The 24,794-nt window shown below is 69.7% G+C and carries 30 protein-coding genes; 20 read left to right on the top strand and 10 right to left on the bottom strand.

From position 1 onward, the window contains the following. Positions 1-141 precede the first annotated feature (141 nt). Both IE263_RS00850 and IE263_RS00845 read right to left on the bottom strand, forming a co-directional pair. Complete coding sequence (locus IE263_RS00850) at positions 142-366, bottom strand: hypothetical protein (protein ID WP_189931137.1); 225 nt, start codon at positions 364-366, stop codon at positions 142-144. Further along, positions 363-1,481 carry a DUF1152 domain-containing protein gene (locus IE263_RS00845; RefSeq protein ID WP_189931135.1) on the bottom strand — a complete coding sequence of 373 codons (1,119 nt, stop codon included), beginning with the start codon at positions 1,479-1,481 and terminating at the stop codon, positions 363-365. The genes IE263_RS00850 and IE263_RS00845 overlap by 4 nt, the downstream gene beginning before the upstream one ends. Before the next feature lie 82 nt (positions 1,482-1,563). Between IE263_RS00845 and IE263_RS00840 the strand changes: the two genes are divergently transcribed. From IE263_RS00840 to IE263_RS00825, 4 genes are all read left to right on the top strand, one after another. After that, the gene (locus tag IE263_RS00840; protein ID WP_189931132.1) at positions 1,564-2,304 is read left to right on the top strand and encodes a GntR family transcriptional regulator; all 741 of its coding nucleotides are present in this window, start codon (positions 1,564-1,566) and stop codon (positions 2,302-2,304) included. Between the two features lie 277 nt (positions 2,305-2,581). After that, positions 2,582-3,019, top strand: a complete 438-nt coding sequence (locus IE263_RS00835; RefSeq protein WP_073940922.1) for an ATP-binding protein — start codon at positions 2,582-2,584, stop codon at positions 3,017-3,019. Between the two features lie 92 nt (positions 3,020-3,111). Next, positions 3,112-3,840, top strand: a complete 729-nt coding sequence (locus tag IE263_RS00830; protein ID WP_189931130.1) for a GntR family transcriptional regulator — start codon at positions 3,112-3,114, stop codon at positions 3,838-3,840. A gap of 64 nt (positions 3,841-3,904) precedes the next feature. Further along, a complete protein-coding gene (locus IE263_RS00825) occupies positions 3,905-4,453 on the top strand; it encodes a GNAT family N-acetyltransferase (protein WP_189931128.1) in 549 nt (182 codons plus the stop codon). A gap of 1 nt (position 4,454) precedes the next feature. Here the strand turns inward: IE263_RS00825 and IE263_RS00820 are convergent, their stop codons facing one another. Beyond that, entirely contained in the window at positions 4,455-4,781 is a 327-nt protein-coding gene (locus IE263_RS00820) for a hypothetical protein (protein WP_189931125.1), read from the bottom strand. A gap of 162 nt (positions 4,782-4,943) precedes the next feature. Here IE263_RS00820 and IE263_RS00815 point away from each other — a divergent pair, with 162 nt between their 5' ends. From IE263_RS00815 to IE263_RS00770, 10 genes are all read left to right on the top strand, one after another. Beyond that, positions 4,944-5,294, top strand: coding sequence for an SCO3933 family regulatory protein (locus IE263_RS00815; protein WP_189931123.1), 351 nt, complete (start codon positions 4,944-4,946; stop codon positions 5,292-5,294). A 5-nt stretch (positions 5,295-5,299) separates the two neighbouring features. After that, positions 5,300-6,673, top strand: a complete 1,374-nt coding sequence (locus IE263_RS00810) for an FtsK/SpoIIIE domain-containing protein (RefSeq protein WP_189931121.1) — start codon at positions 5,300-5,302, stop codon at positions 6,671-6,673. A 55-nt stretch (positions 6,674-6,728) separates the two neighbouring features. Next, positions 6,729-7,352: a DUF2637 domain-containing protein gene (locus tag IE263_RS00805; protein WP_373311823.1), complete on the top strand. Its 624-nt coding sequence runs from the start codon at positions 6,729-6,731 to the stop codon at positions 7,350-7,352. A 20-nt stretch (positions 7,353-7,372) separates the two neighbouring features. Continuing rightward, complete coding sequence (locus IE263_RS00800) at positions 7,373-7,573, top strand: hypothetical protein (RefSeq protein WP_058081260.1); 201 nt, start codon at positions 7,373-7,375, stop codon at positions 7,571-7,573. Continuing rightward, positions 7,573-7,764, top strand: a complete 192-nt coding sequence (locus tag IE263_RS00795; protein ID WP_189931119.1) for a mobile element transfer protein — start codon at positions 7,573-7,575, stop codon at positions 7,762-7,764. Before IE263_RS00800 ends, IE263_RS00795 begins: the two co-directional genes overlap by 1 nt. Before the next feature lie 9 nt (positions 7,765-7,773). Continuing rightward, positions 7,774-7,968, top strand: coding sequence for a hypothetical protein (locus IE263_RS00790; protein WP_067240896.1), 195 nt, complete (start codon positions 7,774-7,776; stop codon positions 7,966-7,968). A 17-nt stretch (positions 7,969-7,985) separates the two neighbouring features. Continuing rightward, on the top strand, positions 7,986-8,234 hold the full coding sequence (locus IE263_RS00785) for a SpdD protein (protein ID WP_189931975.1): 249 nt from the start codon (positions 7,986-7,988) through the stop codon (positions 8,232-8,234). Between the two features lie 150 nt (positions 8,235-8,384). Further along, positions 8,385-9,659, top strand: coding sequence for a replication initiator (locus IE263_RS00780; protein ID WP_189931118.1), 1,275 nt, complete (start codon positions 8,385-8,387; stop codon positions 9,657-9,659). Beyond that, a complete protein-coding gene (locus IE263_RS00775; RefSeq protein ID WP_189931117.1) occupies positions 9,656-9,868 on the top strand; it encodes an excisionase family DNA-binding protein in 213 nt (70 codons plus the stop codon). The genes IE263_RS00780 and IE263_RS00775 overlap by 4 nt, the downstream gene beginning before the upstream one ends. Next, positions 9,868-11,034, top strand: a complete 1,167-nt coding sequence (locus IE263_RS00770; protein WP_189931116.1) for a tyrosine-type recombinase/integrase — start codon at positions 9,868-9,870, stop codon at positions 11,032-11,034. Before IE263_RS00775 ends, IE263_RS00770 begins: the two co-directional genes overlap by 1 nt. Positions 11,035-11,551: 517 nt before the next feature. Here IE263_RS00770 and IE263_RS00765 read toward each other — a convergent pair. Next, positions 11,552-12,142 (bottom strand): TetR/AcrR family transcriptional regulator, encoded by a 591-nt coding sequence (locus IE263_RS00765; protein ID WP_184905774.1) that lies wholly within the window; start codon positions 12,140-12,142, stop codon positions 11,552-11,554. A 103-nt stretch (positions 12,143-12,245) separates the two neighbouring features. Between IE263_RS00765 and IE263_RS00760 the strand changes: the two genes are divergently transcribed. Genes IE263_RS00760 through IE263_RS00750 form a run of 3 tightly spaced genes read left to right on the top strand, consistent with a single transcriptional unit; the run spans position 12,246 to position 14,411 of the window. Next, positions 12,246-12,692, top strand: a complete 447-nt coding sequence (locus IE263_RS00760; protein ID WP_184905772.1) for a tautomerase family protein — start codon at positions 12,246-12,248, stop codon at positions 12,690-12,692. Then, positions 12,685-13,695 (top strand): zinc-dependent alcohol dehydrogenase, encoded by a 1,011-nt coding sequence (locus IE263_RS00755; RefSeq protein WP_184905770.1) that lies wholly within the window; start codon positions 12,685-12,687, stop codon positions 13,693-13,695. Before IE263_RS00760 ends, IE263_RS00755 begins: the two co-directional genes overlap by 8 nt. Positions 13,696-13,727: 32 nt before the next feature. Continuing rightward, a complete protein-coding gene (locus tag IE263_RS00750) occupies positions 13,728-14,411 on the top strand; it encodes a PaaI family thioesterase (RefSeq protein ID WP_184905768.1) in 684 nt (227 codons plus the stop codon). Positions 14,412-14,618: 207 nt separating this feature from the next. On the opposite strand, the gene IE263_RS00745 is transcribed toward IE263_RS00750, so the two are convergent. The 6 genes from IE263_RS00745 to IE263_RS00720 all read right to left on the bottom strand — a co-directional run bounded on the left by IE263_RS00745 (position 14,619) and on the right by IE263_RS00720 (position 21,239). After that, positions 14,619-15,149, bottom strand: a complete 531-nt coding sequence (locus tag IE263_RS00745) for a nuclear transport factor 2 family protein (RefSeq protein WP_184905766.1) — start codon at positions 15,147-15,149, stop codon at positions 14,619-14,621. Between the two features lie 129 nt (positions 15,150-15,278). Further along, complete coding sequence (locus IE263_RS00740) at positions 15,279-16,541, bottom strand: metallophosphoesterase (RefSeq protein WP_229910730.1); 1,263 nt, start codon at positions 16,539-16,541, stop codon at positions 15,279-15,281. 59 nt (positions 16,542-16,600) lie between these two features. Continuing rightward, entirely contained in the window at positions 16,601-18,775 is a 2,175-nt protein-coding gene (locus tag IE263_RS00735; RefSeq protein ID WP_184905764.1) for an MMPL family transporter, read from the bottom strand. Between the two features lie 129 nt (positions 18,776-18,904). Next, a complete protein-coding gene (locus IE263_RS00730) occupies positions 18,905-19,573 on the bottom strand; it encodes a response regulator transcription factor (RefSeq protein WP_184905762.1) in 669 nt (222 codons plus the stop codon). Continuing rightward, complete coding sequence (locus IE263_RS00725; RefSeq protein ID WP_444545090.1) at positions 19,570-20,763, bottom strand: sensor histidine kinase; 1,194 nt, start codon at positions 20,761-20,763, stop codon at positions 19,570-19,572. The genes IE263_RS00730 and IE263_RS00725 overlap by 4 nt, the downstream gene beginning before the upstream one ends. 17 nt (positions 20,764-20,780) lie before the next feature. Then, positions 20,781-21,239 carry a MarR family winged helix-turn-helix transcriptional regulator gene (locus IE263_RS00720; RefSeq protein ID WP_229910729.1) on the bottom strand — a complete coding sequence of 153 codons (459 nt, stop codon included), beginning with the start codon at positions 21,237-21,239 and terminating at the stop codon, positions 20,781-20,783. Between the two features lie 210 nt (positions 21,240-21,449). On the opposite strand from IE263_RS00720, the gene IE263_RS00715 reads away from it, so the two are divergent. From IE263_RS00715 to IE263_RS00705, 3 genes are all read left to right on the top strand, one after another. Next, entirely contained in the window at positions 21,450-22,373 is a 924-nt protein-coding gene (locus IE263_RS00715; protein WP_229910728.1) for an SDR family NAD(P)-dependent oxidoreductase, read from the top strand. After that, positions 22,370-23,944: an MDR family MFS transporter gene (locus tag IE263_RS00710; protein WP_184905758.1), complete on the top strand. Its 1,575-nt coding sequence runs from the start codon at positions 22,370-22,372 to the stop codon at positions 23,942-23,944. The genes IE263_RS00715 and IE263_RS00710 overlap by 4 nt, the downstream gene beginning before the upstream one ends. Positions 23,945-24,026: 82 nt before the next feature. Beyond that, the gene (locus IE263_RS00705) at positions 24,027-24,653 is read left to right on the top strand and encodes an NAD(P)-dependent oxidoreductase (RefSeq protein ID WP_184905756.1); all 627 of its coding nucleotides are present in this window, start codon (positions 24,027-24,029) and stop codon (positions 24,651-24,653) included. Positions 24,654-24,794: the final 141 nt, after the last annotated feature.

The raw sequence follows: 24,794 nt of genomic DNA, 5'->3' as shown, positions 1-24,794 counted from the left end.
TCATGGTTGATCGCTCTGAGCGCGGCACGGGCGCCGGCCGGGCTGGAGCGGGACGGAGGCAGGAGCGCAGGCCCGGCCGGGGGCCGGGCCGCGCGCGGGGAGCGGAGCGAGCCGCCTTGAACCAGTGAAGAAGGTTGTTACTCAGTCGGTGGTTGGGGCGGCTGTGATGCTGCGGGACTGTGCTGCGGCTCGTCGAAGAGCTTCGGCTACTTGCTCGGCCGCATCGGCGGACAAGAGGATCTCTTGGGTCCACAGAATCGAGAGCCTGATGTCGCCGTTCAGCAGGTTGGTGGCAACGTCGACTTCGGTGCCGTTGCCGGTGACGTCCTGCACGTTGAGGTTTGGATCGCTGCCGTAGACGCTCATGGTGTCCGGCTCGTGCGGTGGGTGCTGGCGGCCGTGATGTTCCACAAAGGGGCTGCGTACTGCTCAGGGCGGCTGCTGATAAGTAGTTGGCGCAGGTCCTCGCGGAGGGAGCCGTTGAGGTTCAGCGCCTCGGTGATGCGGCGGAACGTCGTGTGGGTGACTCCGCGGTTCCGGGCCTCGGCCTCGAACTGGTCGAGTTGGGCCAGCACGGCTTGGGGGTCGAGCTTTACCGGTGGCTGCTCTTTGAGCCATGTGGCTTTGTTGCGCTCGTAGTCGATCTCCGAGTAGCCGCAGATTTCGCGGCTGTGTGCTTCTACCTCGTCCAGTGTGGCGGTCGTCATGATGGCGCGGGCCAGCCGGTTGCGGCTCAGCGCTTCGTCCAGATCGACCTCATGGACGGTCGGTCCTTCGTCGGTGAGGGGGACGGGGAGTCCGGCGTCCCGCATCTCGCAGGTGCCGCGTACGCCTCGGGCTGTCGCCGCGAGCATCCCGGTTGCCTCGGAGGGGTGCCACTCCAGGACCGAGCTGATCGGCTCAACGTCCTTGGCCGTGAAGGTGTGGATCAGTGGGCCGAGCAGGTCGCGCAGTTCATCGGGAGGCAGTTCACCGTCCAGGCCGGGGCCTGCCACCAGGAGGCGGATCGGTGCGTTCACCTGGCAGCACGCGGCGAGCGTGACGGCGTCGGCAAGCGGGCTTTTCAAGGTCGGTTCATCGCCTCGGGCGAGGATGTCGCCGCCTACGTCCAGGAGATCGATCGACTCCGGTGAGAAGTGGCTTAGTAGCTCTTCGAGTTGGCGGGTGATGCCCTCGACTCCGTGGTGCGGGTCGATCAGCGCGAAGGTGTGCGGGAGTTCTGTTGCGAGTCGGGGAAGGGTGGAGCCCGCCGGAGCGATCGGGCGGGCCTTGGCCGGCACTGCCCAGACTGCTGGGGTGAGGGGTTGGAGGCCGGTGAAGTTCTCTGGTCCTCGGGGGCCTGGTACCGGGTCGATCAGCAAGCGGTCCCACGCGTACGTGAGGATCACCGCCTGGTCGTCCTCGCCGTATAGAGCGGTGTGAAGCATTGCGGCGGCGACTGCGTCGCCCCCTCCTCCTGCTGCGACGATCAACCGCGTCATGGGCCCAAGACTACGGGGTCGGGGCCTTGACCAGTCACCCTATAGTGGCTAGAGGCTATAGCCACTTGGACGAGGAGGGGACATGCCTCAGATTGAGGAGGCGCAGCCGAAGTATCTCCAGATCGCGCACTTCATCCGTGATCAGATCCTTCGGGGCGACCTGCGGCCCGGAGACGAGGTCCCTTCGGAGCGGCAACTGGCGGCGGACTGGAAGGTGTCCCGGCCGACGGCGGCGCGGTCGCTGGAAGCGCTGAGCCATCAGGGGCTCGTCGAGAAGCGGCAGGGGTCCGGCACGTACGTGCGGAGCCTTGAAGTGAACCGGCGGGCACGGGAGTTGTACGGGCGGGCCCGGCAGACCGGGAAGATCTACACGCCCGGTGAGTACGCCGTGATCACGTCGGCTGGGTGGCTGGACGCGCCGGATCACGTTGCTGAGGCGTTGGGCCTGGTGAAGGACCGTCGGGCCGTGCATCGCCGGCGGGTGACCAACAACCAGGATGGGCCCATTACGCTGTCCACTTCGTGGTTCGCGCCGGACGTCGGGCAGCGGGCGCCCAAGCTCCTGGAGCCGGAGCGGATCCAAGAGGGCACCTTGATGTACGTCGAGAACATGACGGGGCGGCAGGGGAGTTACGCGGAAGATCGCATGTGTGCTCGGCAGGCGACTGATGAGGAGGTGGCAGACCTCCAGCTTGAGCCTGGCTCGGCGGTGTTGATCGTGCATCACGTCGTCTTCGACCTCCAGGACCGGCCGTTGGAGTTCGCCGAAGCCACCTACCCACCGCACCGCTGGGCGTTCGAGCAGGGATACCCACTCACCTGATGGCTCGTCACTTCGACGGAACTGCTTGCGCGCCGCGAGTGGCTAATGCCACTATCCAGTAAGTGGCTAAGGCCACTTGATCGGAAGGGGGCACGGAGTGACGAGTCAGCGGCCGGACCAGGGAGCTCACTTACCTTGCCGGGGTTGCCGTGGGCGTGGCTGGAAGCGTGTCAGTTCGCGTACGTCCCTGGCGCTCGCCGCTGCCGCCGACCGCACTCGTGCCACATCGAAGCGGCGCTGCCTCGACTGCGACGGCAGCGGCAAGGAGTGAGCGCGGATGGCTTACACGATCGACCGCTACCCCTGTGAGGACTCCCCGCGGCTCGGAGCGATGACCTTGCATCCGACCCCGGAGTCCGTCCCCCGGGCTCGACGCTGGTTCCGGAAGTTCATCGCCCCGTACAACCCGGCCTGCTCGGTCGAGGACTGCGTGCTGATGATCTCGGAGCTGGTGACCAACGCCATCCGCTACGGGCAGGCGGACGAGCCGTGGCAGGTGCGGGTGGAGTGGTTCCGGGAGGAGACCTCGCTCCGGGTCGAGGTGCACAACCCCGGTTTCCCGGCGAACGTGCGGCTCCGGCGCCCCGATGCCAACGACGCGCACGGGCGGGGGCTGCTGCTGGTGGACTCGATCGCCGAGTCGTGGCACTCCGGGCCCAGTCGCTTCGGCGGGACGGTGGTCTCCTTCGTGGTCGCCGATGCCTGGCCGTCGTAAGGGCAATACCCTCCCTTGGTACTGCGCCGGCGGATTCGTCGCTAGTCTGGTTGACCAGTTGACTTGGCCAATCTCGACAGGCGGCGGCGTTCATGGCGTATGAAGTGGAGGCACCAAAGTACGTCCGCCTCGCTCAGACCATTCAGCAGCGCATCGAGGACGGCACGTACCCGCCCGGCACCCGTGTGCCCAGTGAGAACCAATTGGTGCAGGCCTTCGGGATGTCCCGCCCAACCGTCGTCCGGGCCCTGGAGCTGCTGAAGCGTGACGGCTGGCTGGAGTCACGGCAGGGGTACGGCACGATCGTGCGGGGGCGTCCGGCGGTGGTCGAGCAGAAGGACCGCCGGGGGAGTGAGGCGCTCGCGCGTGACGAGTCGCAGTCCCCAGGGCGACTCGTAGAGGTCGGTCACGTCCCCGTTCCGGCCCGCGTCGCCTCCGTGCTCGGGCTGCCGAAGCGGGCCAAGGTCCTTATGCGCCGATTCCTCGTCGTGGAGGACGGCGAACCCGTCGAGCTGGTCTCGTCGTACTTTCCCGCCGGCCTGGTCGAGGGCACCGAACTGGAGAGTGCCGACGCTCTGACCGGCAGCACTCGCGCGCACCTGGAAGCACGCAAGAAGGTCCGTTTCGACCACGTGACGGAACGGGTATCGGCCCGCCTTCCTGCGCCTGCCGAAGCCGAGCTTCTTGACGTCCCGGACGGCGTTCCGGTGCTGAGCGTCCTTGTCGTCGCGTGCGACGCCTCCGGCCAAGCACTGCAAGTCTCTGACGTACTGCTTCCTGCCGATCGGCAGGAGCTGGAAGACACCTACCGCCTGAACTGAGCCCGGTCCAGGGCTGGGTCTTGTCTTCGGATCACTCTCACGGACGTGCGATAGGTTGCCCGCCATGGCTGAACTCGGACCCGTCGCCTGGCCACCTGCTCCGATAAGGACCGAACGGCTCGTGCTCCGCGAGTCCGAGGCCCGGGATCGTGCGGCGTTCATCGAGCTGTTCGCATGCCCAGAGGTGCACACCTACCTCGGTGGCCCTCGACCGCGTGATGAGCTCGAACGTGCGATGCCTGAGGTACCCGGTCGGCGCCCTGGCCTTTTCGTGATCGATCTCGGCGGAGCGATGATCGGCTCGATCACGCTCGATCGGCGCGACGCAGAGCGTCCGGGTCACGTCCGTCCGGATGGCGGGGACGCCGAGCTCGGCTACATGTTCCTGCCGGAGGCGTGGGGATGCGGGTACGCCGCCGAGGCGTGCGCAGCGGCGCTCGACTGGTTTGCCGACGCACTCCCGAGCGAGCCGGTGGTGCTCTGCACCCAGACCGCCAACAGCCGCTCGATGCGCCTGGCGGCGAAGCTGGGGTTCACCGAGGTGGAGCGGTTCGAGGAGTGGGGCTCCGAGCAGTGGTTCGGCGTGTGGTCTTCGGTCACGCCGTCCGGTTGAGCTAGCCGTCCTCCCGGCCGGGAAGCGGTGCCCCCTGGAGAAACGCTCGGTAAGCGTCCGCGGCGTCGTCCTCCACGGTCGGCCCTTCCGGTCCGTACCGTGTGTCGCTCCGGTCGCGTTTCGGTCCGGAGATCCAGAAAGCCTCATCGGTTTCGACGTCGTAGAAGTTCGCGTCGAACAAGCCGAGACCCGTGGCGCGCCGCAGGGTCCGCCCCTGGAAGTAGGCGGTCTTCCAGCTCTTGGAGAAGTCCACCCACCCGATCCACGACGGTCCGCGGTCGGTGTCGTAGCCCGTCTTGAGCTGCACGAACGTGATTCGGCGAGGCATGCTCCCAGCTTGGCCGGTCGCGCTACTCCAGCAAACCGAGTTTGTGGATCGATCCGATGGCCAACCGTTCTAGCTTGACAAGTCAACTTGGCATCCCTAGCTTCGAGCTTGCTAAGTCAACTTGTCAGGTGGCGAGTTGGTCGACTCAGAAGGAGAAACTCTGTGCGCGTGATCCGTGTTGACGCCTCGACCGCGACGATCCTGCTCACCGAAGCGCCGGCGCCGAAGGTGCGCGACCGGCAGACCGGCGAGATCGCCAAGGACGCCGTGAGCGGTGAGGCGCTCATGACCATCGGCGTCGTCTACATCGACGAGGGTGAGTCGTCGCTGATCCAGGTCACCATCCCGGAGAGCGGTGTGACGGACGGCTTGGCCGTCGGCGCCCCGGTCTCCCTCCCCGGCCTCGTCGCCCGGCCCTGGCAGAGCGTGTTCAACGGGCAGCAGCGGCACGGCATCGCCTACCGGGCCACGGCCGTCATGCCCGGGGCGTTCCAGATGGCTCAGGCGGGCTGATCGACGTGACCGACCTGGTGACGTTGGCCGAGCTGGGCGGACCGCTCGCCGTGATAGGCGGCGCGGCCTACGCCCGGCACGCCCACCCGGCGGCGTACTGGCCCACGGTCGGGCTGCCGCTCTCGGTGGCCCGGCTGCTGGCCTCATACTCCTCGACCATGGACGCCTGCGGGCTGACCGTCGAGCCGTCCCGCTGGCGGGCACTGGCCGTCCGGGCCACGACGCGCCGTGAGGTGCGGCCGGTTCCTCCGCGTCGGGGGATGATCCGGCCCACCTCAACCGGGCTCCGGGTACGGCTGCGGCTCGCTCCAGGGCAGGAACCGGCGGACGTGGCCGCCTCGGCCGAACGGCTGCGGCACGCCTGGGGAGTTCACGCCGTGTACGTGCGGGATGTCAAGCCCGGTGTCGTCGAACTTCGGCTCGTCGGCTACGACGTCTTACGCAAGGTGCGCATGCCTCGCCGCGTCGGCAGCGGGCTTTTGCGGGTGCCGGTGGCGCTGCGGGAGGACGCGACCGCGTTCGTCCGCGACTACCGCGCCGTACCCCATGAACTCGTCCTCGGCGCCACGCTGTCCGGCAAGTCCATGTACCTCCGGCACCTCATCTCCGGTCTCGCGGCCCAACCCGTCGCCCTGGTCGGCATCGACTGCAAGCGCGGTGTCGAGCTGGCGCCGTTCGCCTCGCGGCTCTCCGCGCTGGCTACCGACCCGGACGAGGCGGCTGAGCTGCTGCCGGTCCTGGTCAAGGAAATGGAGGACCGATACGACCTGATCAAGGCCCGGCAGGGCATCGCGCCCGGAACCCCGGACGAGGAGATCGCCTCGGACGTCTGGGGCCTGCCTGAGAGCGAACGGCCCGTTCCCATCGTGCTGTTCGTCGATGAGGTGGCCGAACTCTTCCTCGTCGCCACCCGCAAGGACGAGGAACGGCGGGACGAGATGGTTACCCAACTTATCCGCCTCGCCCAGCTCGGCCGCGCAGCCGGCATCTACCTGGAAGTCTGCGGGCAGCGCTTCGGTGCCGAACTCGGCAAGGGAGCCACCATGCTCCGCGCGCAGTTGACCGGCCGGGTCTGCCACCGCGTGAACGACGAAGCCTCCGCCAAGATGGCTCTCGGCGACATCGCGCCCGAAGCGGTTGACGCGGCCTGCTCCATTGCTCCCGAACTGCCCGGCCTGGCCGTCGTCGGCGACACCTCCGGCGGCTGGTCCCGCATCCGCACCCCGTACTTGTCGCTCGCCGATGCTGCGGCTACCTGCCGAGACTCGGCGCATCTCGCCCCGGACGTACCGGCGCTCTCGCCCTTCCGGCCGTACGTCCCGCCCGTGCCCGTTGAGGCATCCGCGCCGACGGCCACTCCGCGCCCGGTCGCCGAGTAACCAACTCGCTCCATCGGCCAGCGCGGCCGTCCCGCGCCAAATCCCTACCCCCGCCATGCCCGGAACCGGAAGGAGTGGCGCCGTGCGTTCCCTGCCCGTCCGCCTCGACGCCGTACTCGTCCAAGCCCTGATCGCCGCCGCGCTGTCCTTCGCCCACCTGCACGACCTGGCCGCAGCGGCCGGACAGGACGGCTGGAAGGCGTGGGCCTACCCGGTCTCCGTCGACCTGCTGTTGGTGGCGGCCTGGCGGCGACTGCGCTCAGGCGGGTCGAAAGCGGCCGGGTGGTGCTGGTTCCTCGTCGCGCTGACCGCGTCGCTCGGGGCCAACATCGCCACGGCCGGCCTGCTCGACCTGGACGCCGTCCCGGCCTGGCTGCGCATCCTCGTCGCCGGATGGCCCGCGGTCGCCTTCCTCGGCGGCACGCTCCTCGCCCACGGCTCAACAGAAGAGCCCAAGGCGGCCTCGATCCCGGCGCCTGAACCGCCCGCTGTAGAAGCGGCGCCCGAACCGGCTCCGCCGCCCGCCACCCCTGTCCCACCCGCCCTCGTCGCCCACGCCCGCAAGGTCGCCGACGAACACCGCGCCCGGACCGGAACACCCATCGACACCCCGACCCTTCGCGCCCGGCTCGGCGTCCCGCTGCCGCTCGCCGAAGCCATCGCCACCCAACTCACCTGAACCCAGGAGTACTTCCGCACATGCGTCCGTCCACGCTCCGCGCCCTCAACCGCGCTGCCGAGCTGACCCGCCAGAACCGCCTCACCGAAGCAATGCTCATCGCCGAACCCGTGATCCTCACCGCCGACGAGTACGAGGGCGAGGAGATCCGGCGGTGGCTGCTCGACCACGTCGCCGACTTCACCGGCGAGAACCACCCGGACTCGAAGGAGCTGCCCTGATGCCCGCCAACCCCCGCTTCCGCCGCGTCGTCCGCATCGGACCCGTCCAGGTCGGCACCTACTACGACGGCCGGGGCCAAGAGAAGCACACCGCCGTCTGCACGGCCCCGCGCTGCGGCTTCTCGAACGACTACGACAGCCGCACCGCCGCCGAGCTGGCCGCCCGCACCCACCGCTGCCGCGTCCGCTGAGGAGATCCCGTGACCGTCTCACTCCCGCTCGTCTTCGTCCTCGGCGTCATCGCCTGGGCCGCGATCAAGTTCCTCGGCGTCCGCCTGTGGGTCGCCGTCGTAATCGCGCTGTTCGGCTTCTGGCTCTCGCACACTTTCCTCGCCCCGGCCATCGAGACCGGCACCCGCACCGGAGTCGGCGTCGTCAACGGCACCGACAAGTGACAAGGAGGTTTGCCATGTTGTTCCGCCCGCAGCTGCCCGACACCCCGCACCTGCCCACGACGCTCACCACGCAGCAGCACCGGGTGCAGGCTCCGGTGCCGTCCGCCGGCCGCCCGCTCACCCCCTACGTGGGCGCGGCCGCCGCCGTGGTCGTCGTCGGCATCGTCCTCACCGCGCTCCTGGCGGCTGTCGCCGTCACGGCCGTCTCCGTGGCCATCGCCGCCGTGGTCCTGCGCTCCCTCGTCAACGGCGCCAACAGGCGCTGACCGGCCACCGGGGCGGCAAACGCCGCCAAGCATCCCGCCGCCCCGGGGCCTCCCTCCCAACCACCGAAACAGCCGAAAGGGACTCCCATCCTTACCCACTCGACCCCGCCCCCGCTGGCGGAGCTGAGCACCCTCGCCGCCTTAGGCACCATGCCCGCCCTCGCCCGACAGCTTGCGGGCCTGGGCGGCTGCACCCACCCCATACGCCTCGACGGCCACCGCACCGAGTACAACGTCGACACCCGCACGGGCGAGATCGGCAGCATCCTCCACCACCTGGACTCCGCTGCCCTCCCCGCTGGCCACCTCCTGGTCCGATGCAACAACCGCCGCGCAACGCGCTGCGCGGCCTGCGCCGAGACGTACCGCCGCGACACCTACCACCTGATCACCGCCGGGCTGCGGGGCGGCAAGGGCACCCCTGACCGGGTCGCCACTCACCCCCGCGTCTTCGCCACCTTCACCGCACCCGGCTTCGGCCCGGTCCACAACCGCCGCACCGACGGGCGACCCTGCCGCTGCGGCGTTCACCACGGCCAGGACGACGAGGCGCTCGGCACGCCGCTCGACCCGGACACCTACGACTATGAAGCGGCCGTCCTCTGGAACGCGCATGCCGGGGCCCTGTGGCGGCGCTTCTCGATCTACCTCCGCCGGGAGGTCGCCAAGCGCGCCGGCCTCACCCAACGCACCTTCCGCGACCATGCCCGCGTCTCGTTCGCCAAGGTGGCCGAGTACCAGAAGCGCGGCGCCGTCCACTTCCACGCGGTCATCCGCCTCGACGGCCCGGAGGGCGGAGACACTCCGCCTCCGTCCTGGGCCACGGCCGAGCTTCTGTCGGACGCCATTCGCGCCGCCGCGACCGCCGCCCGCGTCGACGGCCCGGTGATCGACGGCCGGGCCCACACCTTCGCCTTCGGGCGACAGCTCGACGTCCGACCGATCCGCTCCGCCGACTTCGACCAGGAGCTGACAGAGCGGGCCGTAGCGGCGTACATCGCCAAGTACGCCACCAAGGGCGCCGAGACAGCAACCGGCACCCTTGACCGGCCGATCCGCTTCCTCGCCGAGCTGGCACACGCCCGGATCACCGAACACGCCCGCCGCATGATCCGCACCGCCTGGACCCTCGGCGCCCGCAAGGAGCTGGAATACCTCCGCCTGCGCGCCTGGGCACACATGCTCGGCTTCCGCGGCCACTTCTCCACCAAGTCCCGCCGCTACTCCACCACCCTCGGCGCACTCCGCGACGCCCGCGCCGAATGGCGCCGCGCCCAGACGGCTCCGCCCGTCCCGCAGGACGGTGACAGCACGCTCGTCCTCGCCCACTGGGTGTTCGCCGGAACCGGCCTCAGCGCCGCCGAGACCTGGCTTGCCGCATCTCTCGAACCCGCCCCCGGAACGGAAGGAGAACCCACCGCATGACCGACCGCTACCTGTCCGTCGACCAGGTCGCCGAGCTGCTCGGCACGACCGCCCGCTTCCCCCGGCGGCTGATCGAGGAGCGGCGCATCCGGTACGTGAAGCTCGGCCGGCATGTCCGCATCCCCGAGAGCGCGGTCGAAGAGTTCATCCAGTCCCGCACCGTCGAGCCGATCAGGCTCCGCCGCACGACGCTCCGGAGGGTTGCCTGATGGCCAACAAGAAAGGGAGGCGACGTCGCTTCGGTGCGGTGCGGCAGTACCGGTCCGGCCGCTGGACGGCGTCATACCTCGGCACCGACGGCGAGCGCATCCGCGCTGACGAGACCTTCGAGACGAAGAAGGACGCGGAGATCTGGCTGTCGCAGGTCGAGGCAGACCTCAGCCGCGGGGACTGGCGCGCTCCGGACGCTGGAGCGGTCAACTTCCTTGTGTACGCCGAGAAATGGGTCGAGGAGCGGGAGCTGGCCGTTCGTACCGTGGACCTGTACAAGCACCTTCTCCGTCTCCACATCCTCCCGACCTTCGGTGGACTCGACTTGGATGAGATCACCGCTCCCCGCGTTCGCGAGTGGAGGGCTGAGCGGCTCCGCACCACCACAGCCAAGACCACCGTCGCCAAGGCATACCGCCTCCTCAAGGGCATCCTCGGAACGGCCGTCGACGACGACCTGATCAGCCGCAACCCGTGCCGGATCAAGGGCGCGGGCAAGGAGTCGGCTGCCGAACGGCGCATCGCCACCGTCGCCCAGGTCGACGCCCTCGCCGAAGCGATCGGCATCCGCTGGCGGCTCATGGTCTACCTCGGCGCGTACGGCCCGATGCGCCCCGAGGAGCTGGCAGGCCTGCGCCGCCGGGACGTCGACGCCGACAACATGGTGATCCACGTTCGCGTCGCCGAGCCTGAGCGGACAAACGGCAAACGTGCCCCCGGTGAGACCAAGTCCGGCGCAGGTGTTCGTGCCGTCGTTCTCCCCGCCTTCCTCCACAAGGAGGTGAAGCAGCACCTCGCCTGGTTCGCCGAGAAGGGACCCGACGGCCTGGTCTTCGTCGGCGAAAAGGGCGCTCCCTTCCGGCGCACCTCCTTCGGCCGGAAGTGGCGGCGCGCCCGGACCGTCGCCGGCCTCCCGGACGGCTTCCGCTTCTACGACCTTCGTCACACCGGCCACACGCTGTCGACCCGCTCAGGCGCCACCCTCAAAGACACGATGGTCCGGGCCGGCCAGTCCTCCGAGAAAGCCGCGCTGATCTATCAGCACTCCGACGAGGAGCGGCAGCGCGATGTCGCGGCCGGGCTCGACGACATGGTCCGCGCGGAGCGTGCGAAGCACCACAGCGACAGCCGCGCGCACCACAAGCCGAAGCCCACCGGCACCTAGCAGCGCGCTTATGGTGCGGATGTGGTGCACGCCCCGCCCACCGGTCTAGACAACAAACAACCCCCGGGTCGATGACCTGGGGGTTTCTCATGGAGCGGGTGACGAGAATCGAACTCGCGCTCTCAGCTTGGGAAGCGACGGCGCCTGCACTGTCATATGGCACCTGACCTGCGTGGATTCACCGTGCTGGCGTTGTTCCCGGGGCCTGATGGCACCGCTGTTGACCGTGGTTGTCCGCTCTTACGGGCACGGATTGGGCACGGCCTCGGTTTGTGCCGTACGGCAGCATGGTCATGCTTGTCGAGAGGTTCACCGGGCGTGAGTCGAGCCGCGCGCGTATGGATGACGTTGCGTGTGCAATCCGGTGGGTCGACTTCCGAGTCATCGACGAAGGCAGCCAGGGCTCCAGCGGTGGGGTCCTCGCCATCCTTACCCTCCTGGAGAGTGGTGTGTTCACCGAGGAGGACCCAAGGCGATCCGGGCGGGATGGAAACCTGAGCCCGACAGCCCTTCGCCGTCAGGCGGAGTCGTCGAGCGCGCCGGCAATCAGCACTTCGAGCTGCTGCGCCACCTGGTCCAGCGGCTGCATGCTGCGCTTGGCGCGGCACATGGCGATGGCGCCCTCGACGGACGCCACGATCAGGGCCGCGAGTCCAGGAGCCCGTTCGGGGTCGGCGCCGTGCCCCCGTAGCGACTGAGCGAGCAGCTGCTCCCAGCCCTCGAATGCCTCGGCGGCCGCGACGAGGGCTGGCGGGATCTCGTCGGCCGGCGGTTCCTCGACGGCGACGGCCAGTACGGGGCAGCCGGCGTGGAAGTCGCTCTCGACGACGATGCCACGCCATAGGGCCAGGAAGGCACGCAGCCCGGCGACCGGGCCCTCGTCCAGTTCCTTGCGCAGGATGCGCGCGACTGCCGCACCCGCGTACTGCACGGCCTCGGTGGCCAACTGCTGCTTGCCCTCGGGGAAGTAGTGGTACGTCGAGCCGAGCGGAGCCTTGGCGTGCTTGGCCAGCTCCCGGATGCTGGTCGCGTTCAGGCCGCGCCGGCTGATCAGGTCGGCCGCACCGGCCACGATGCGCTCGCGTGACGGCGTGCTGGACTCGGCCACGACCGCACTCCCTCTCTGGCTATAACGCTCGTCATAGTCTAGCGTGACCTTCGGCTATAACGACTGTAATAGGCCGAGTGTGCAGCCGAAGGGAGACCTCGCCATGCCGGTGATCCGGCTCACCGTCCCGCCCGGTTCCCTGACCGAGGAGGGCCGCAAGACCGTCCAGCGCGACCTGGCCGCCGTCCTGCTGCGCTGGGAGGGCGCACCCGACACCGCGTTCTTCCGCGCCCAGGCGTGGAGTTACCTCGTCGAACTGCCCGAGGGCGCGCAGACGACCGCCGAGGACGACGCGCCCCGCTTCCTCGTGGACGTGACGGTCCCCCAGGGCGCGCTGTCCGAGCGCCGCAAGGCCGGCCTGGTCGAGGACGCCACCAAGACCGTCCTCGCGGCCGCCGGGCTCTCCCGGGACGACGCGCTGCGCGTGTGGGTGCTGGTGCACGAACAGCCCGACGGCACCTGGGGCGCCGGCGGCTCCGTCGTCCGTTACGCGGACCTCGTGGCCCTGGCGAAGCGGCAGAAGCAGAAGGGGCAGCAGGCTGATGCGTGAACTGACCTACGTCGCCCGCAACACCGTCGAATGGCGCGAGGCCCCCGACCTCAAGCTCCGGTCCGGCCAGGAGGCGATCGTCGCCCCGGTGGCCGCCACCTCCTGTGACGTCGACACCGCGATCCTGGCCGGGCATGGCTTCATCGACCCGCCGTTCGCCCTCGGCCACGAGTGCGTGGCCCGGGTCGTCGAGACCGGCGACGACGTCACCATCGTGGCCCCCGGCGACCTGGTGGTCGTCCCCTGGTCCCTCAACTGCGGCACCTGCGACCACTGCCGCGCCGGACTGACCGCCCACTGCACGGCCGTTCCGCACATGGCCATGTACGGCGCACCGATCGGCGGCAGTTGGGGCGGTCTCTTCTCCGACCTGGTCCGCGTCCCCTGGGCGGACGCCATGCTCGTACCCCTGCCCGCCGACCTCGACCCGATCGCCATGGCCTCGGCCAGCGACAACTGGTCCCTGTCCTGGCGCCTGGTCGCCCCCCACCTGAAGAACAAGCCGGGCGCCCGCGTCCTGGTCGTCGCGCGCGGCAGCATCGGCCTGTACGTCTGCGACATCGCCCGCGCACTCGGTGCCTCCGACGTCCTGTACGTCGACCCGGACCCCGAACACCGCAGGCTCGCCGAGAGTTACCGCGCCCGCACCGCCGAGACCCTCGAACCCGTCCTGCACGGCTTCGACCTCGCCGTCGAGGCCACGGGCCGCGTCGACCAGCTCGCCCTCGCCGTCAAGTCCCTCGCCCCGGAAGGCATCTGCGAGTCGGCCGGCAACCACTTCCGCCCCGGTGAGCTGCCCCTGCTCGACATGTACCTCACCGGCGTCACCCTGCGCATCGCCCGCGACAACGTCCGAGGCCACATCCCTGACGCCCTGGACCTCGCCCGCTCCGGCAAGGTCGACCCCGCCCGGGTCGTCTCCCACGTCCTCGACTGGGAACAACTCCCCGACGCCCTGCCCGAGAAGCACCTCAAACCCGTCTTCGTCCGCGCCGACGGCTGAACACCTCCCGAGAGCCCCGACCGAGAAAGCCGATGAACGCGCCACCGACAGAACTCCTGACGACGCATACCGAAGCCACACGACCACGAGGAGAGGAACTGGACCACCAGCGGAGGGCGATCGCCGCACTCGGCCACGAACTGCGTGCCTTGGTGGACGCCACCGTACGCACCGCGGCCCCGGCCGAGGTCTTGCATCGCGTGACGGACGGCGTCCGTCGGCTCACCGGGCAGTTGACCGGTCGGCGTCGCGTACGGGCAGAGATCCCGGACGTGGACGAGTTCCCCGGCGGCGTACGGATGTACAGCCCCGTCACCGGACCCGGCAGCCCCCTCGCCCCACCCATGCAGGTCACGCCCGAGGGCGTCGGCATCATCGGCCGCTGCACCCTCGGGATCGCCCACGAGGGCCCGCCCGGATATGTCCACGGCGGGATGAGCGCCATGTTGCTGGACGAGCTGATGGGCTGGGCCTGCTACAGGGCCGGAACCCCCGCGATGACAGTCTCGCTGCAGATGCGCTACCACCGTCCGGTCCCGGTGGAGACTTCCCTGCGCGTCTTCGCCCACGTCACTGGCACCGAGGACCGGAAGATCTTCGTGGCGGGCTCGATCAGCACCGAGGAGGACCCGTCGGTCGCCCTGGTCACGGCGGACGGCGTCTTCGTCTCCCCCGACCCCGCCCGGACCCGGACCCTGTTCCCGAACACGCCCTGATGGCGGGCCGCCGCCCGGCATGAGTTGCGGCCGCGGGGCAGCGGCCGGTCAGCCGGGCCGGCCGGTCGGCATGACGGTGCCGTGCGGAAGGTTCACCCCCATCACCCCTCACCCGGCAGCACTGCGTCCCGCCTGCAGGGACGGTCGGCGGGACGCAGTGGGCAGGATGCGAGGAGCCCGACACCATCATGTGGGGCTCATAGGAGGTCAGAACATACCGTTGTCGTTGGCCGAGTTCTCGGGCACCGGTGTCGAGACGTCCCAGTGCTCGACGATCTTTCCGTTCTTCACGCGGAAGATGTCCATGGCGGCGAGGCCACGGTCCGTCGCGTTGAGCGTGATGTGCGTGTGCACCGTCACGAGGTCGCCGTCGGCGAGGAACCGCTTGAAGTCCACGTTGACGTCCGGGACCGCCTTGACGAACCCGGTCGCCCAGGTGACCCACCCTTCCTTGCCGTCGGCGACGTTGGGGTTGTGCTGGACGAGGTCGCCCAGGTAGCGGTCGGCGGCCTGCTGTGGCTTCTTCTGGTTGATGCCGAGGTCCACGAAGGCGCGCACGATCTGCTTGTTGCGCGCCTCCTTGGCGTCCTTGGCGCCGGACCAAGCGGCCGCGGCGGGCTTCTTCTTCGGCGCGGTGTCCGTGACGGCGAAGGCGGTCGTGCCTACGGTCAGCGCGGCGGTGGTGAGGACGCCGACGCCCAGGATGGTGGCGCGGCGGCTGGGCCTGCGGGGGTTCATGGCTGTCTCCATCGTTGTCTGCGGTAGGTGTTGCCTTGCTGATCTCCGGACCTGAGAGGTGCGGAGAAACTCGGTTGTCCTCCGTGCGGTGCGCCGGCCCGGCGCGGCGACACCCCGGCCGGCCCCGTCTCACGCCTGGCGCGACGCCAGTTCCACCACCGTCACGTCCGAGGGTGCCCCGACCCGGGTGGGCGGGCCCCACGCGCCTGCGCCCCGTGACACGTACAGCTGTGTGTCGCCGTACCGTTCCAGTCCGGCGACCGTCGGGTTGGCCAGCTCGGCGACGTAGTTCATCGGCCAGAGCTGGCCGCCGTGGGTGTGGCCGGACAGTTGCAGGTCCACCCCGTGTCGTACGGCCTCGTCCACGAACACCGGTTGGTGTGCCAGGAGTACCGAGGTGCGTGACGGGTCGCGGTCGCGCAGCGCGGCCGCGAGGTCGGGGCCGTCGTCGTGCTCCTCGCCGGTCACGTCGTTGACGCCGGCCAGATCGAAAGCCGCGAGTTCCACGCGTTGGTTCGCCAGGAGCTTCAGGCCCAACTCCTGTACGTGTTCCGTCCATTCCTCCACGCCGGAGAAGTACTCGTGGTTGCCGGTCACGAAGAACGCCCCGTGACGGGCCCGCAGTCCGCCGATCGGCTCGACCGCCGAGCGGAGGTCGTCCACCGACCCGTCGACCAGGTCGCCGACCACGGCGATCAGGTCCGGCTGGGTCGAGTTGACCGTCCGCACGACCTTCTCGGTGAACCCGCGCCCCAGGATCGGGCCGAGATGGACGTCGCTGACCACCGCGATCCGGTAGCCGTGCGCCGATCTGGGCAGTTTCGCCAGAGGTACGGTCACCCGCTTCACCCGCGGTCCGCGCAGCACTCCGTAGGTTCCGTAACCGACCGTGCCGACCGCGGCCGCGGCCGTCGCCCCGCCGACCAGCCGGGCCACGAACACCCGCCGTGACACGTCCGCGGGGGAGACGTCGCTGACGGGAGCCGCCGCCGACTCGGTGACCGGCTCGGAGGGCGGCACCGCGACCGGCTCGGGGACCGGCGCCGGTACGGTGGCCGCCTGCCGAGCGGCGCGGCGCCGCAGCAGACCTGTCAGCGCCGGGCGGACGGCCTCGCCGGCGAGGACGCCGATCAGCAGGTACAGGGCGACCGCGGCCCACAGATACGCGGGCCACGCGACGATCCGGACCAGCAGGAACGGCAGTCCGAGCCGGTCCCCGGTGAACACCGTCAGCATGAGCGCGGGGCCCGCCACGAGGACCGCGGTGCCCAGCCGTCGCCCCACCGTGCCCGGGGCGGTCGTGTCCCGGACGAGGCGGCGCCACACGTACCAGTGCAGGCCGCCCATCACGCCGACTACGACCGGAATGGCCAGGACGAGCACGATTCCCACGGCGTTACAGCCTTTCTGACGTTCGCTTCATGCTGACGGTGCGACCGGGTTCCTCCGGCTCAGCGGGTGGCCGGTTCGGGCTGCCGGTTCTCCTCGGCCGTCTCCGCGGGGCCTTCGACGGACAGATGCGGCAGGCGCTTGTCGAGCCAGCCGGGAATCCACCAGTTGGCCTTGCCGAGCAGGTACATCGAGGCCGGGACCAGGACCGTCCGCAGGACGAAGGCGTCGATCGCCACGGCGGCCGCCAGGCCGATGCCGAACTCGGCGACGATCCGCTCGCCCCCGAAGCTGAAGGCGATGAAGACGCAGAACATGATGGTGGCGGCAGCGGTGATGACGCGTCCCGTCTCGGCCATGCCCACCGCGACGGCGCGTTTGTTGTCGCGGGTGTGGATCCATTCCTCGTGCATGCGGCTGACGAGGAACACCTGGTAGTCCATCGACAGGCCGAACAGGACCGAGAGCATGATGACCGGCAGGAACGCCTCGACGGGTCCGGCCGCGCCCAGGCCGAGGCGCTCCGAGCCCCAGCCGTACTGGAAGAACGCGACGATCACGCCGAAGGAGGCGGCGGTGGCGAGGATGTTCATGACGGCGGCGACGACCGGCACCATCAGGCTGCGGAACGCGAGGAGCAGCAGCACGCAGCCGAGCGCGACGATGACGGTGAGGAACAGCGGGAGCTTGCCCGCCAGGACATCGGCGAAGTCGTCGAAGATCGCCGTCTGGCCGCCCACGTAGACCTGGAGCGTGCTGTCCTTCTCGGCGGGCGGGATCACGTCGTCGCGGAGGTGCTGGATGAGTTCCGCGGTCTGCTCGGACTGGGGCGAGGTCGTCGGGACGACCTGGACGATGCCGATCTTGGCGTCGGGTTCGGCCGGCAGCACGGTGACGGCGGCGACGCCCTTGGTGTCGGAGAGCTGCGTGGCCAGGCTCCGCAGAGCCTGCTGATCGGACGCGCCGGGCGTCTGGGCGACGAGCTGGAGCGGGCCGTTGAACCCGGGGCCGAAGCCGTCGGCCAGCATGTCGTACGCCTTGCGGGTGGTGGTGTCTTCGGGGTGGTTGCCGGCGTCGGAGGAGCCCAGCCGCAGGGACAGCACCGGCAGGGAGAGCACGGTGATCACCGCCAGGGAGAGCACCGAGAGGATCACCCGGCGCCGTTCGGCGACCACGGCCCAGCGGGCCCAGACGCCGGGCCGGTTGTCGGGGGCGGTGGTCTGCGCGCGACGTTCGCGGCGGCTGAGCACGCGTATGCCGATGAAGCCGAGCAGTGCGGGCAGCAGGGTGACCGAGGCGAGGACGGTGAAGACGACGGCGGTCGCCGAGGCCACCGCCATGCCGTTGAGGAAGCTCACGCCGAGGACGAACAGGCCGAACAGGGCGACCACGACGGTGCCGCCCGCGAACAGCACCGCGCGGCCGGAGGTGTCGATGGCCTTGATGACCGACGCCTCCATGTCCATGCCGTTCTTCAGGTTCGAGCGGTGCCGGGTGACGATGAACAGCGCGTAGTCGATACCGACACCGAGACCGATGAGCGCGCCGAGGATGGGGCCGACGTCGCCGATGTCCATGACATGGGTGAGCAGGGTGACGGTCATGAGGCCGACGCCGACTCCGGCGACCGCGGTGGCGATCGGCAGCAGCATCGCGAACAGCGAGCCGAACGCCACGAACAGCACGATCGCGGCGGCGGCGATGCCGACGAGTTCGGCGGTGGGCGCGTCGGATTCCGCTGCCTGGCTGATCGGGTCGCCGCCGAGCTCCACCTTCAGGCCGTCGCCGCGGGCCTCCTCGGCGGTGGCGATGAACTTCTCGATGTTGGCCTTGTCCAAGTCCATGGCCTGCTCGGTGAAGTTCACGGAGGCGTACGCGACGCGCCCGTCCTCACTGATCTGCCGCACGCCCTGCTCGCCGTACGGGCTGGTGATCGCGGCGACGTCCGGGACCTTCGCGAGCTTGTCGAGGGTGGCGGTCATCCGGTCCTGGACGGCGGCGTCGCGGACGTCGCCGTCGGACTCCCACACGACGGTCGCGGTGGCGCCGGACTGGGCGGGCATGGTCTCCCGGAGCAGGTCGAGCGCCTTGGACGACTCGGTGCCGGGGAGGGAGAAGCTGTCACTGGCCTTGGTTCCGACGGCAGTTGAGGCAAGGCCCACACCGGCGAGCAGGGCCACCCAGAGCAGCACGACGAGGAGCCGGTGGCGGTAGCACCAGCGGGCGAGGGCGGACAAGGGAACTCCTCAGGGACTCAGGGTCTGGAGGGACGAGGCTGACGTGGTGCTTTCCAATCTCGTTCGCCCGAGCCGCCCGATGGTCCGTCTGGCGGACGGTATCCGCCGTACCGCGATCGCGGTACGGCCCTACACCGCGGGCGGAGTTCCGGGCCGGACCAGGCCCGTCTCGTAGGCGAGCATGACGAGTTGGGCCCGGTCATGGGCGTCGAGCTTGGCCTGCGTGCGGTTTACATGGGTCTTGGCGGTGTAGGGGCTGATGCCCAGCCGCAGGGCGATCTCGTCGTTGCCGAGCCCGGCCGCCACCAGGACGAGGATCTCCCGCTCCCGCTCGGTGAGCACCGCCAGCCGCTCGGCGACGGCGCCCACGTCCTGCAGGGGCCCGCGCAGGAACCGGGCGATCAGCGCGCGCGTCGCGCCGGAGGACAGGAGCTCCTCGCCGCGGGCGACCAGCCGGATCGCCTGCTGAAGCTCCGTCGGCTCCACGCCCTTGCCGAGGAACCCGCTGGCCCCGCAGCGCAGCGCGCTGAACACGTACTCGTCGACTTCGAAGGTGGTCAGCACCAGGACCCGTACGCCGGGCAGCGACGAGGTGATCTGCCGGGTGGCGGTGAGGCCGTCCGAGCCGGGCATCCGGATGTCCATCACCACGACGTCGGCCCCGGCGGCGAGACGAACGGCCTCATGCCCGTCGGACGCCTCGCCCACCACCTCCATGTCGGGGGTGGAGTTCACCAGCACTTTGAAGCCGGCCCTGACCAGTTCCTGGTCGTCGGCGAGCAGGACCTTGATCGTCATGTTCCCGTTCCCTCGTGCGGCAGGAGGACGCGGATCTCGAACCGGCCCTCGGTCAGCTGTGTCGTGAAGGTCCCGCCGAGGGCGCTCGCGCGTTCCCGCATGCCGAGCAGCCCATGTCCGCCCTCCCCGAGTGCCAGCGGATCGGGACCGGTGGACTGGGAGCGCGGTACGGGACCGGCCGGGTTGCGCACCGCGATCCGGAGCGCGGACGGCAGGTAGTCGAGTTCCAGTTCGGCGTTGGGGCGGGACGCGTGTCTGCTCGCGTTCGTCAGGGCTTCCTGGACGACCCGGTACGCCGTGAGGCCCACCGCCGGGGGCAGGTCCACGGGCGTTCCGGTGATCTTCTGGTCGACGATCAGGCCGGCGGCGGTGAAGCTCGCGATCAGGTCGGCCAGGTCGGCCAGACCAGGGGACGGTTCATAGGCCGCCTCGTCCGGGGCGTCCGGCTGGCGCAGCAGTCCGAGCGTGGTGCGGACTCCCTCCAGCGAGGACCGGGCGGCCCGCCGGATGTGCGCCAGGGACTCCCTGGCCTGGACGGGTTCCGTCTCCAGCACGAGGTCCACCACCGCCGCCTGAACGTTGATCAGGGCTATGTGGTGTGCGAGGACGTCGTGCAGGTCGCGGGCGATCCGCAGCCGCTCGTCGACGACCCTGCGCCGTGCCTCCTCCTCCCGTGTCTGTTCGGCCCGTCGCGCCCGTTCCTCGACCGCGGCGACGTAGGCACGCCGGTTGCGGACCGCGAATCCGACCGCCGCGGCCGACGCGCTCAGAGCGCTCAGCGCGACTACTTCCGGACCCGTCCACCCGCGGTGGTCGAACACGACGCTCGTCCCGGCCAACAGGACAGCGGTGGCGGCGACCTCCAGTACCGCCTTGCGCCGTGGAAGGTGCAGCGCACACGTGCACATCGCGATCATCGTGGCCAGCATCAGCGGGCTCTTGTGGCCGGTGACCGCGAAAGCGGCGGCCGTCCCGGAGGCGGTCACGGCGAGCACTGCCGACGGGCAGCGCCGCCGGAGGGTCAGCGAGGCGCAGATCACGGCGGCGTAGAGCGCGCCCTGGAGGGTCAAGGGCCGAGTGCCGCTGTCGTTGTCCAGAACGGGCGTCAGCAGCGAGATCCCGAACACCACCGCGGCCAGAAACGCGTCCATGACCGGCGGATGTTCATGCCCGGATGACGGTGGAGTCAACGCGCACCTCCCGGTGTTCAGCTCTGACCGGGGGAGGGCACGTCGATCCCGCGTGTGCGCAGGGAGTCGCCCACCTTCACCAGCTGCCTGAGCAGCTCGGCCCGTTCCTCGGGCGTGAAGTCGTCGAACAACGCCGCTGCCGCCGCGTGCGAGGGTCCGAGCTCCTGCTCCACCACACGTCGACCGGCAGGGGTGAGCTCGACCAGTTTGACCCGGCGGTCCTGCGGATGTCCGACCCGGCGGACCAGACCCTCCTTCTCGAGACCGTCCACCAGGACGGTCATGTTCCGGGGAGACATGCCCAGGGGCTCGCCGAGCTCGCCCATACCGGACGGCTCGCTCTTGAGCGTCAGCCCCATGAGCAGGGTGGCGCGGGGCACCGTCATACCGCCGTCGGCGGGGATGTTCCTGTCCATCCACTGCCTCAGCCCCTTGCGCAGGCTCGAGAATCCGGCGAGCAGCTCGTGGCCGGTCACGGGCGTGGCTGTCTCGCCGGGTGAGTCCGGGCCGGAAGGCGTTCTCGACAAGCTCATTCCTATCAGTTGTTAATTTCACCATGGGTACTGTAACAATGTTCCCAGAGGGGCGCCCTGTCGGCAACCGGCAAGGGGACGCCACCGACGTGGCCGCGCTACGAATCCGCGCGGCCCCGCAAACCCCCACACTTCAGAACAGGACGGCCAGCCATGGACCACGTCACATCACAGCGAGTCGTCGTCATGACCGGCGGCACGTCCGGTCTCGGCGCACACGCGCTGCGGCACCTCGCCGCCCGGCCGGACACACGGGTCATCGTCGGCGCCCGGGGAAGCGGCACGGTGCCGCCCGGTGCCGAGGTCGTACCGCTCGACCTCGCCTCACTCGCCAGCGTCCGCGCCTTCGCCGCCGCGGTGACACAGCAGCTCGGCGACGCCCGTATCGACATCCTGGTGCTCAACGCCGGCATGCAGACCGCCACCGCCGACGGACGGAGCGCGGAGGGCTACGAGCTGACGTTCGCGGTCAACCACCTCGCCCACTACCTGCTCGCCCGGCTCCTGGCGCCGCACCTGGCCGACCACGGCCGCCTGGTGATCACCACGAGCGAGACGCACGACCCGGCCGTCACCCCGATCGCGCCCAAGACCCTGGAACCGCAGCGGCTGGCCCACCCGGACAAGGGCGGCTTCGGGGCAGGTGTACGGGCCTACTCGGCGTCCAAGCTGTGCAACCTGCTGACCGCGCAGTCCTTCGCCGCTCTGGAGGAGGTTCGTGCCCGCCGGATCAGCGTGATCGCCTTCAGTCCCGGTCTCACCGGCGGCACCTCACTCGGCCGCGACAGCTCGCGCGCCCGGCGCCTGTTCGTCACGGTCCTGATGCGCACGGTCTTCCGCCTGGTCGGCCTCTTCAAGCCCGAATACGTCATGGGGACGCCCGAACGCTCCGGTGAGGCGCTGGCTCAGGTCGCCCTGGGGGAGGTCACCCTGCCGCCCGGCCGGATCTACGTCTCACTGGTCAAGGGGCAGCCGGCCTTCCCCGACCCTTCGGAACTGGCGCGCAGCCGAGCCGCCCAGGACCAGCTGTGGCACGAGAGCGCGGCCATGGTCGGCATCGAGGAGAGCGCGGCATGACGGACACACAGACGGTCGCCGCAGCCGGCCGGGAAACGGAGAAGCAGCCCAGGAGCAATCGGCTCGTGCTCTTCGCGCTCATGATCGCGATGATGCTCGCGATGCTCGACAACATGATCGTGGGCACCGCGATGCCGACGATCGTCGGCGAACTGGGCGGCACCGAGCACCTATCGTGGGTGGTGACGGCGTACACGCTGGCCACCGCCGCGGCCACCCCGATCTGGGGCAAGCTCGGCGACATGTACGGGCGCAAGGGCGTCTTCATGAGCTCGATCGTGCTTTTCCTGATCGGCTCTGCGCTCAGCGGCATGGCCCAGGACATGGGGCAGCTGATCGGTTTCCGGGCCGTGCAGGGCCTGGGTGCCGGTGGTCTGATGGTCGGCGTCATGGCGATCATCGGCGACTTGATCCCGCCGCGGGAGCGCGGCAGGTACCAGGGCATGATCGCCGGTGTCATGGCCCTCGCGATGATCGGCGGGCCACTGGTCGGCGGCACCATCACCGACAACTGGGGCTGGCGCTGGTCCTTCTACATCAACCTGCCGCTCGGCGTCGTCGCACTGGGGCTGATCGCCGTGGTGCTGCGGCTGCCGAAGAAGCGGGCGAAGGCCGGGATCGACTACCTCGGTGTCGTCCTGCTGACCGTGGGTATCACCGCGATCGTGCTGGTCACCACGTGGGGCGGTACGGAGTACGCGTGGACCTCCGCGCAAATCATGGAGCTGACCGGCATCGGTGTGGCCGCGCTGGTCGGCTTCGTGTTCTGGCAGACCAGGGCCGCCGAACCGGTGGTGCCGCTGCACATCTTCCGCAGCCGCAACTTCACGCTGATGACGCTCATCGGCTTCATCACCGGCTTCGTCATGTTCGGTGCCACGCTGTATCTGCCGCTGTACCAGCAGTCCGTGCAGGGCGCGTCCGCGACCAACTCCGGGCTGCTGCTCCTGCCGATGCTCCTCGCGATGCTGGCGACCTCGGTCCTGGCGGGGCGGATCACCACGAGCACTGGCAAGTACAAGGCGTTCCCGCTCGTAGGCAGCGTCCTGATGGGCCTCGGGCTGTACCTGCTGTCGACGATGGACACCGGGACCTCGCGGGTCACCTCCGGTGTGTTCATGGCGATCGTGGGTCTGGGCCTGGGCTGTCTGATGCAGGTCACCATGCTGGTCGCGCAGAACAGCGTCGAGATGAAGGACATGGGCGTCGCGTCGTCGTCCGCCACCCTCTTCCGCACGCTCGGCTCCTCCTTCGGTGTCGCCATCATGGGTGCGCTGTTCAACAACCGGGTCCAGGACGTCATGGCCGAGCGGGCCGGGTCGCTGGGCTCCGACGTGACCGAGCAGTCCGCGCAACTGGACGCGGCGAGCCTGGCCAAGCTGCCGGAGGCCGCGCGGGAGGCGTACCAGTACGCGGTGTCGGCCGGCACACACTCGGCGTTCCTCCTCGGGGCCGGCGTCGCCGTGGTCGCACTGGTGGCGGCGGTCTTCGTGAAGGAGGTCGTCCTGCGGGGGACGGGGCCGGACGACGAAGGCTCCACGCCGCGGCCGCCCACCCTCGACGCCGTCTGATCCGCGTGGTCAGTGACCGGCACACACAGGCGGCGACGCCCGCCAAGTCCCGTATCCGGCCCATACGGAGGACCCCTCGGCCATGAAGATACTGATCCTCGGCGCGACCGGTCCCACGGGCCGCCATCTCGTCGACCTCGCCCTGCGATCCGGTGACCGGGTCACGGCCCTGGTACGCGACCCGGCAGCCGTTGGCGAGGTGGCGGACCGCTTCACCGTCGTCATGGGAGACGCCACCTCGCAACGGGATGTCGCGATTGCCGCGCTCGGGCAGGACGCGGTCGTCTCCGCCCTCGGCCAGGGGAAATCCCTGAACCCCCGTGCGCTCTTCGACCGCGCCTCCGCCGCCGTGATCGGCGCGGCCAGGCAGCAGGGCGTTTCCCGACTGGTGTGGATGTCGTCGTTCGGGGTGGGCGACACCTTCGAGTCGGCGACCGTCGTGCAGCGGGCCATGTACCGCACGATGCTGCGGCGCGTCTACGCGAACAAGGAGATCGCGGACGACCGTATCCGCGCCAGCGGTCTGGACTGGACGGTGGTCTACCCGACCGCGCTGACCAACGGCCCGGCCAAGGGCACCTACCGCGTGGACGACCGGCTGCAGATGAAGGGCGCTCCGCGGATCAGTCGCGCCGATGTCGCCGCTTTCATGCACCGAGCGGCACACAGCAGCGAGTGGATCGGACGCCACGCCGTCATCACCGACTGACGGCGTGGCGGACCCCTCATTTGGAAGGCCGAACTTGAAAGGCCGAAGTCGGATGCCGGTCTCATACCCCGGTACGAGGCCCACCCCCGCGGACCAGCCCGCGGGGGGAAGGGATCGAGGCCGCTCGTTCCTAACGTTGCT

It is taken from the genome of Streptomyces aurantiogriseus (genome assembly GCF_014649375.1).
Classification (GTDB): Bacteria; Actinomycetota; Actinomycetes; order Streptomycetales; family Streptomycetaceae; genus Streptomyces; species Streptomyces aurantiogriseus.
Note: the sequence above shows the minus strand (reverse complement) of the source record. Positions and strands in the feature narration are given on the sequence as shown.

What these genes read in the sequence shown, in the direction of transcription:
- IE263_RS00830 (WP_189931130.1), top strand. Translation starts at nt 3,112, where the DNA reads ATGGCGTATGAAGTGGAGGCACCAAAGTACGTCCGCCTCGCTCAGACC.
- IE263_RS00835 (WP_073940922.1), top strand. Translation starts at nt 2,582, where the DNA reads ATGGCTTACACGATCGACCGCTACCCCTGTGAGGACTCCCCGCGGCTC.
- IE263_RS00745 (WP_184905766.1), bottom strand. Translation starts at nt 15,149, where the DNA reads ATGAACCCCCGCAGGCCCAGCCGCCGCGCCACCATCCTGGGCGTCGGC.
- IE263_RS00805 (WP_373311823.1), top strand. Translation starts at nt 6,729, where the DNA reads ATGCCCGGAACCGGAAGGAGTGGCGCCGTGCGTTCCCTGCCCGTCCGC.
- IE263_RS00730 (WP_184905762.1), bottom strand. Translation starts at nt 19,573, where the DNA reads ATGACGATCAAGGTCCTGCTCGCCGACGACCAGGAACTGGTCAGGGCC.
- IE263_RS00715 (WP_229910728.1), top strand. Translation starts at nt 21,450, where the DNA reads ATGGACCACGTCACATCACAGCGAGTCGTCGTCATGACCGGCGGCACG.
- IE263_RS00850 (WP_189931137.1), bottom strand. Translation starts at nt 366, where the DNA reads ATGAGCGTCTACGGCAGCGATCCAAACCTCAACGTGCAGGACGTCACC.
- IE263_RS00845 (WP_189931135.1), bottom strand. Translation starts at nt 1,481, where the DNA reads ATGACGCGGTTGATCGTCGCAGCAGGAGGAGGGGGCGACGCAGTCGCC.
- IE263_RS00820 (WP_189931125.1), bottom strand. Translation starts at nt 4,781, where the DNA reads ATGCCTCGCCGAATCACGTTCGTGCAGCTCAAGACGGGCTACGACACC.
- IE263_RS00760 (WP_184905772.1), top strand. Translation starts at nt 12,246, where the DNA reads ATGCCGGTGATCCGGCTCACCGTCCCGCCCGGTTCCCTGACCGAGGAG.
- IE263_RS00750 (WP_184905768.1), top strand. Translation starts at nt 13,728, where the DNA reads ATGAACGCGCCACCGACAGAACTCCTGACGACGCATACCGAAGCCACA.
- IE263_RS00795 (WP_189931119.1), top strand. Translation starts at nt 7,573, where the DNA reads ATGCCCGCCAACCCCCGCTTCCGCCGCGTCGTCCGCATCGGACCCGTC.
- IE263_RS00755 (WP_184905770.1), top strand. Translation starts at nt 12,685, where the DNA reads ATGCGTGAACTGACCTACGTCGCCCGCAACACCGTCGAATGGCGCGAG.
- IE263_RS00705 (WP_184905756.1), top strand. Translation starts at nt 24,027, where the DNA reads ATGAAGATACTGATCCTCGGCGCGACCGGTCCCACGGGCCGCCATCTC.
- IE263_RS00825 (WP_189931128.1), top strand. Translation starts at nt 3,905, where the DNA reads ATGGCTGAACTCGGACCCGTCGCCTGGCCACCTGCTCCGATAAGGACC.
- IE263_RS00780 (WP_189931118.1), top strand. Translation starts at nt 8,385, where the DNA reads ATGCCCGCCCTCGCCCGACAGCTTGCGGGCCTGGGCGGCTGCACCCAC.
- IE263_RS00775 (WP_189931117.1), top strand. Translation starts at nt 9,656, where the DNA reads ATGACCGACCGCTACCTGTCCGTCGACCAGGTCGCCGAGCTGCTCGGC.
- IE263_RS00800 (WP_058081260.1), top strand. Translation starts at nt 7,373, where the DNA reads ATGCGTCCGTCCACGCTCCGCGCCCTCAACCGCGCTGCCGAGCTGACC.
- IE263_RS00710 (WP_184905758.1), top strand. Translation starts at nt 22,370, where the DNA reads ATGACGGACACACAGACGGTCGCCGCAGCCGGCCGGGAAACGGAGAAG.
- IE263_RS00770 (WP_189931116.1), top strand. Translation starts at nt 9,868, where the DNA reads ATGGCCAACAAGAAAGGGAGGCGACGTCGCTTCGGTGCGGTGCGGCAG.
- IE263_RS00840 (WP_189931132.1), top strand. Translation starts at nt 1,564, where the DNA reads ATGCCTCAGATTGAGGAGGCGCAGCCGAAGTATCTCCAGATCGCGCAC.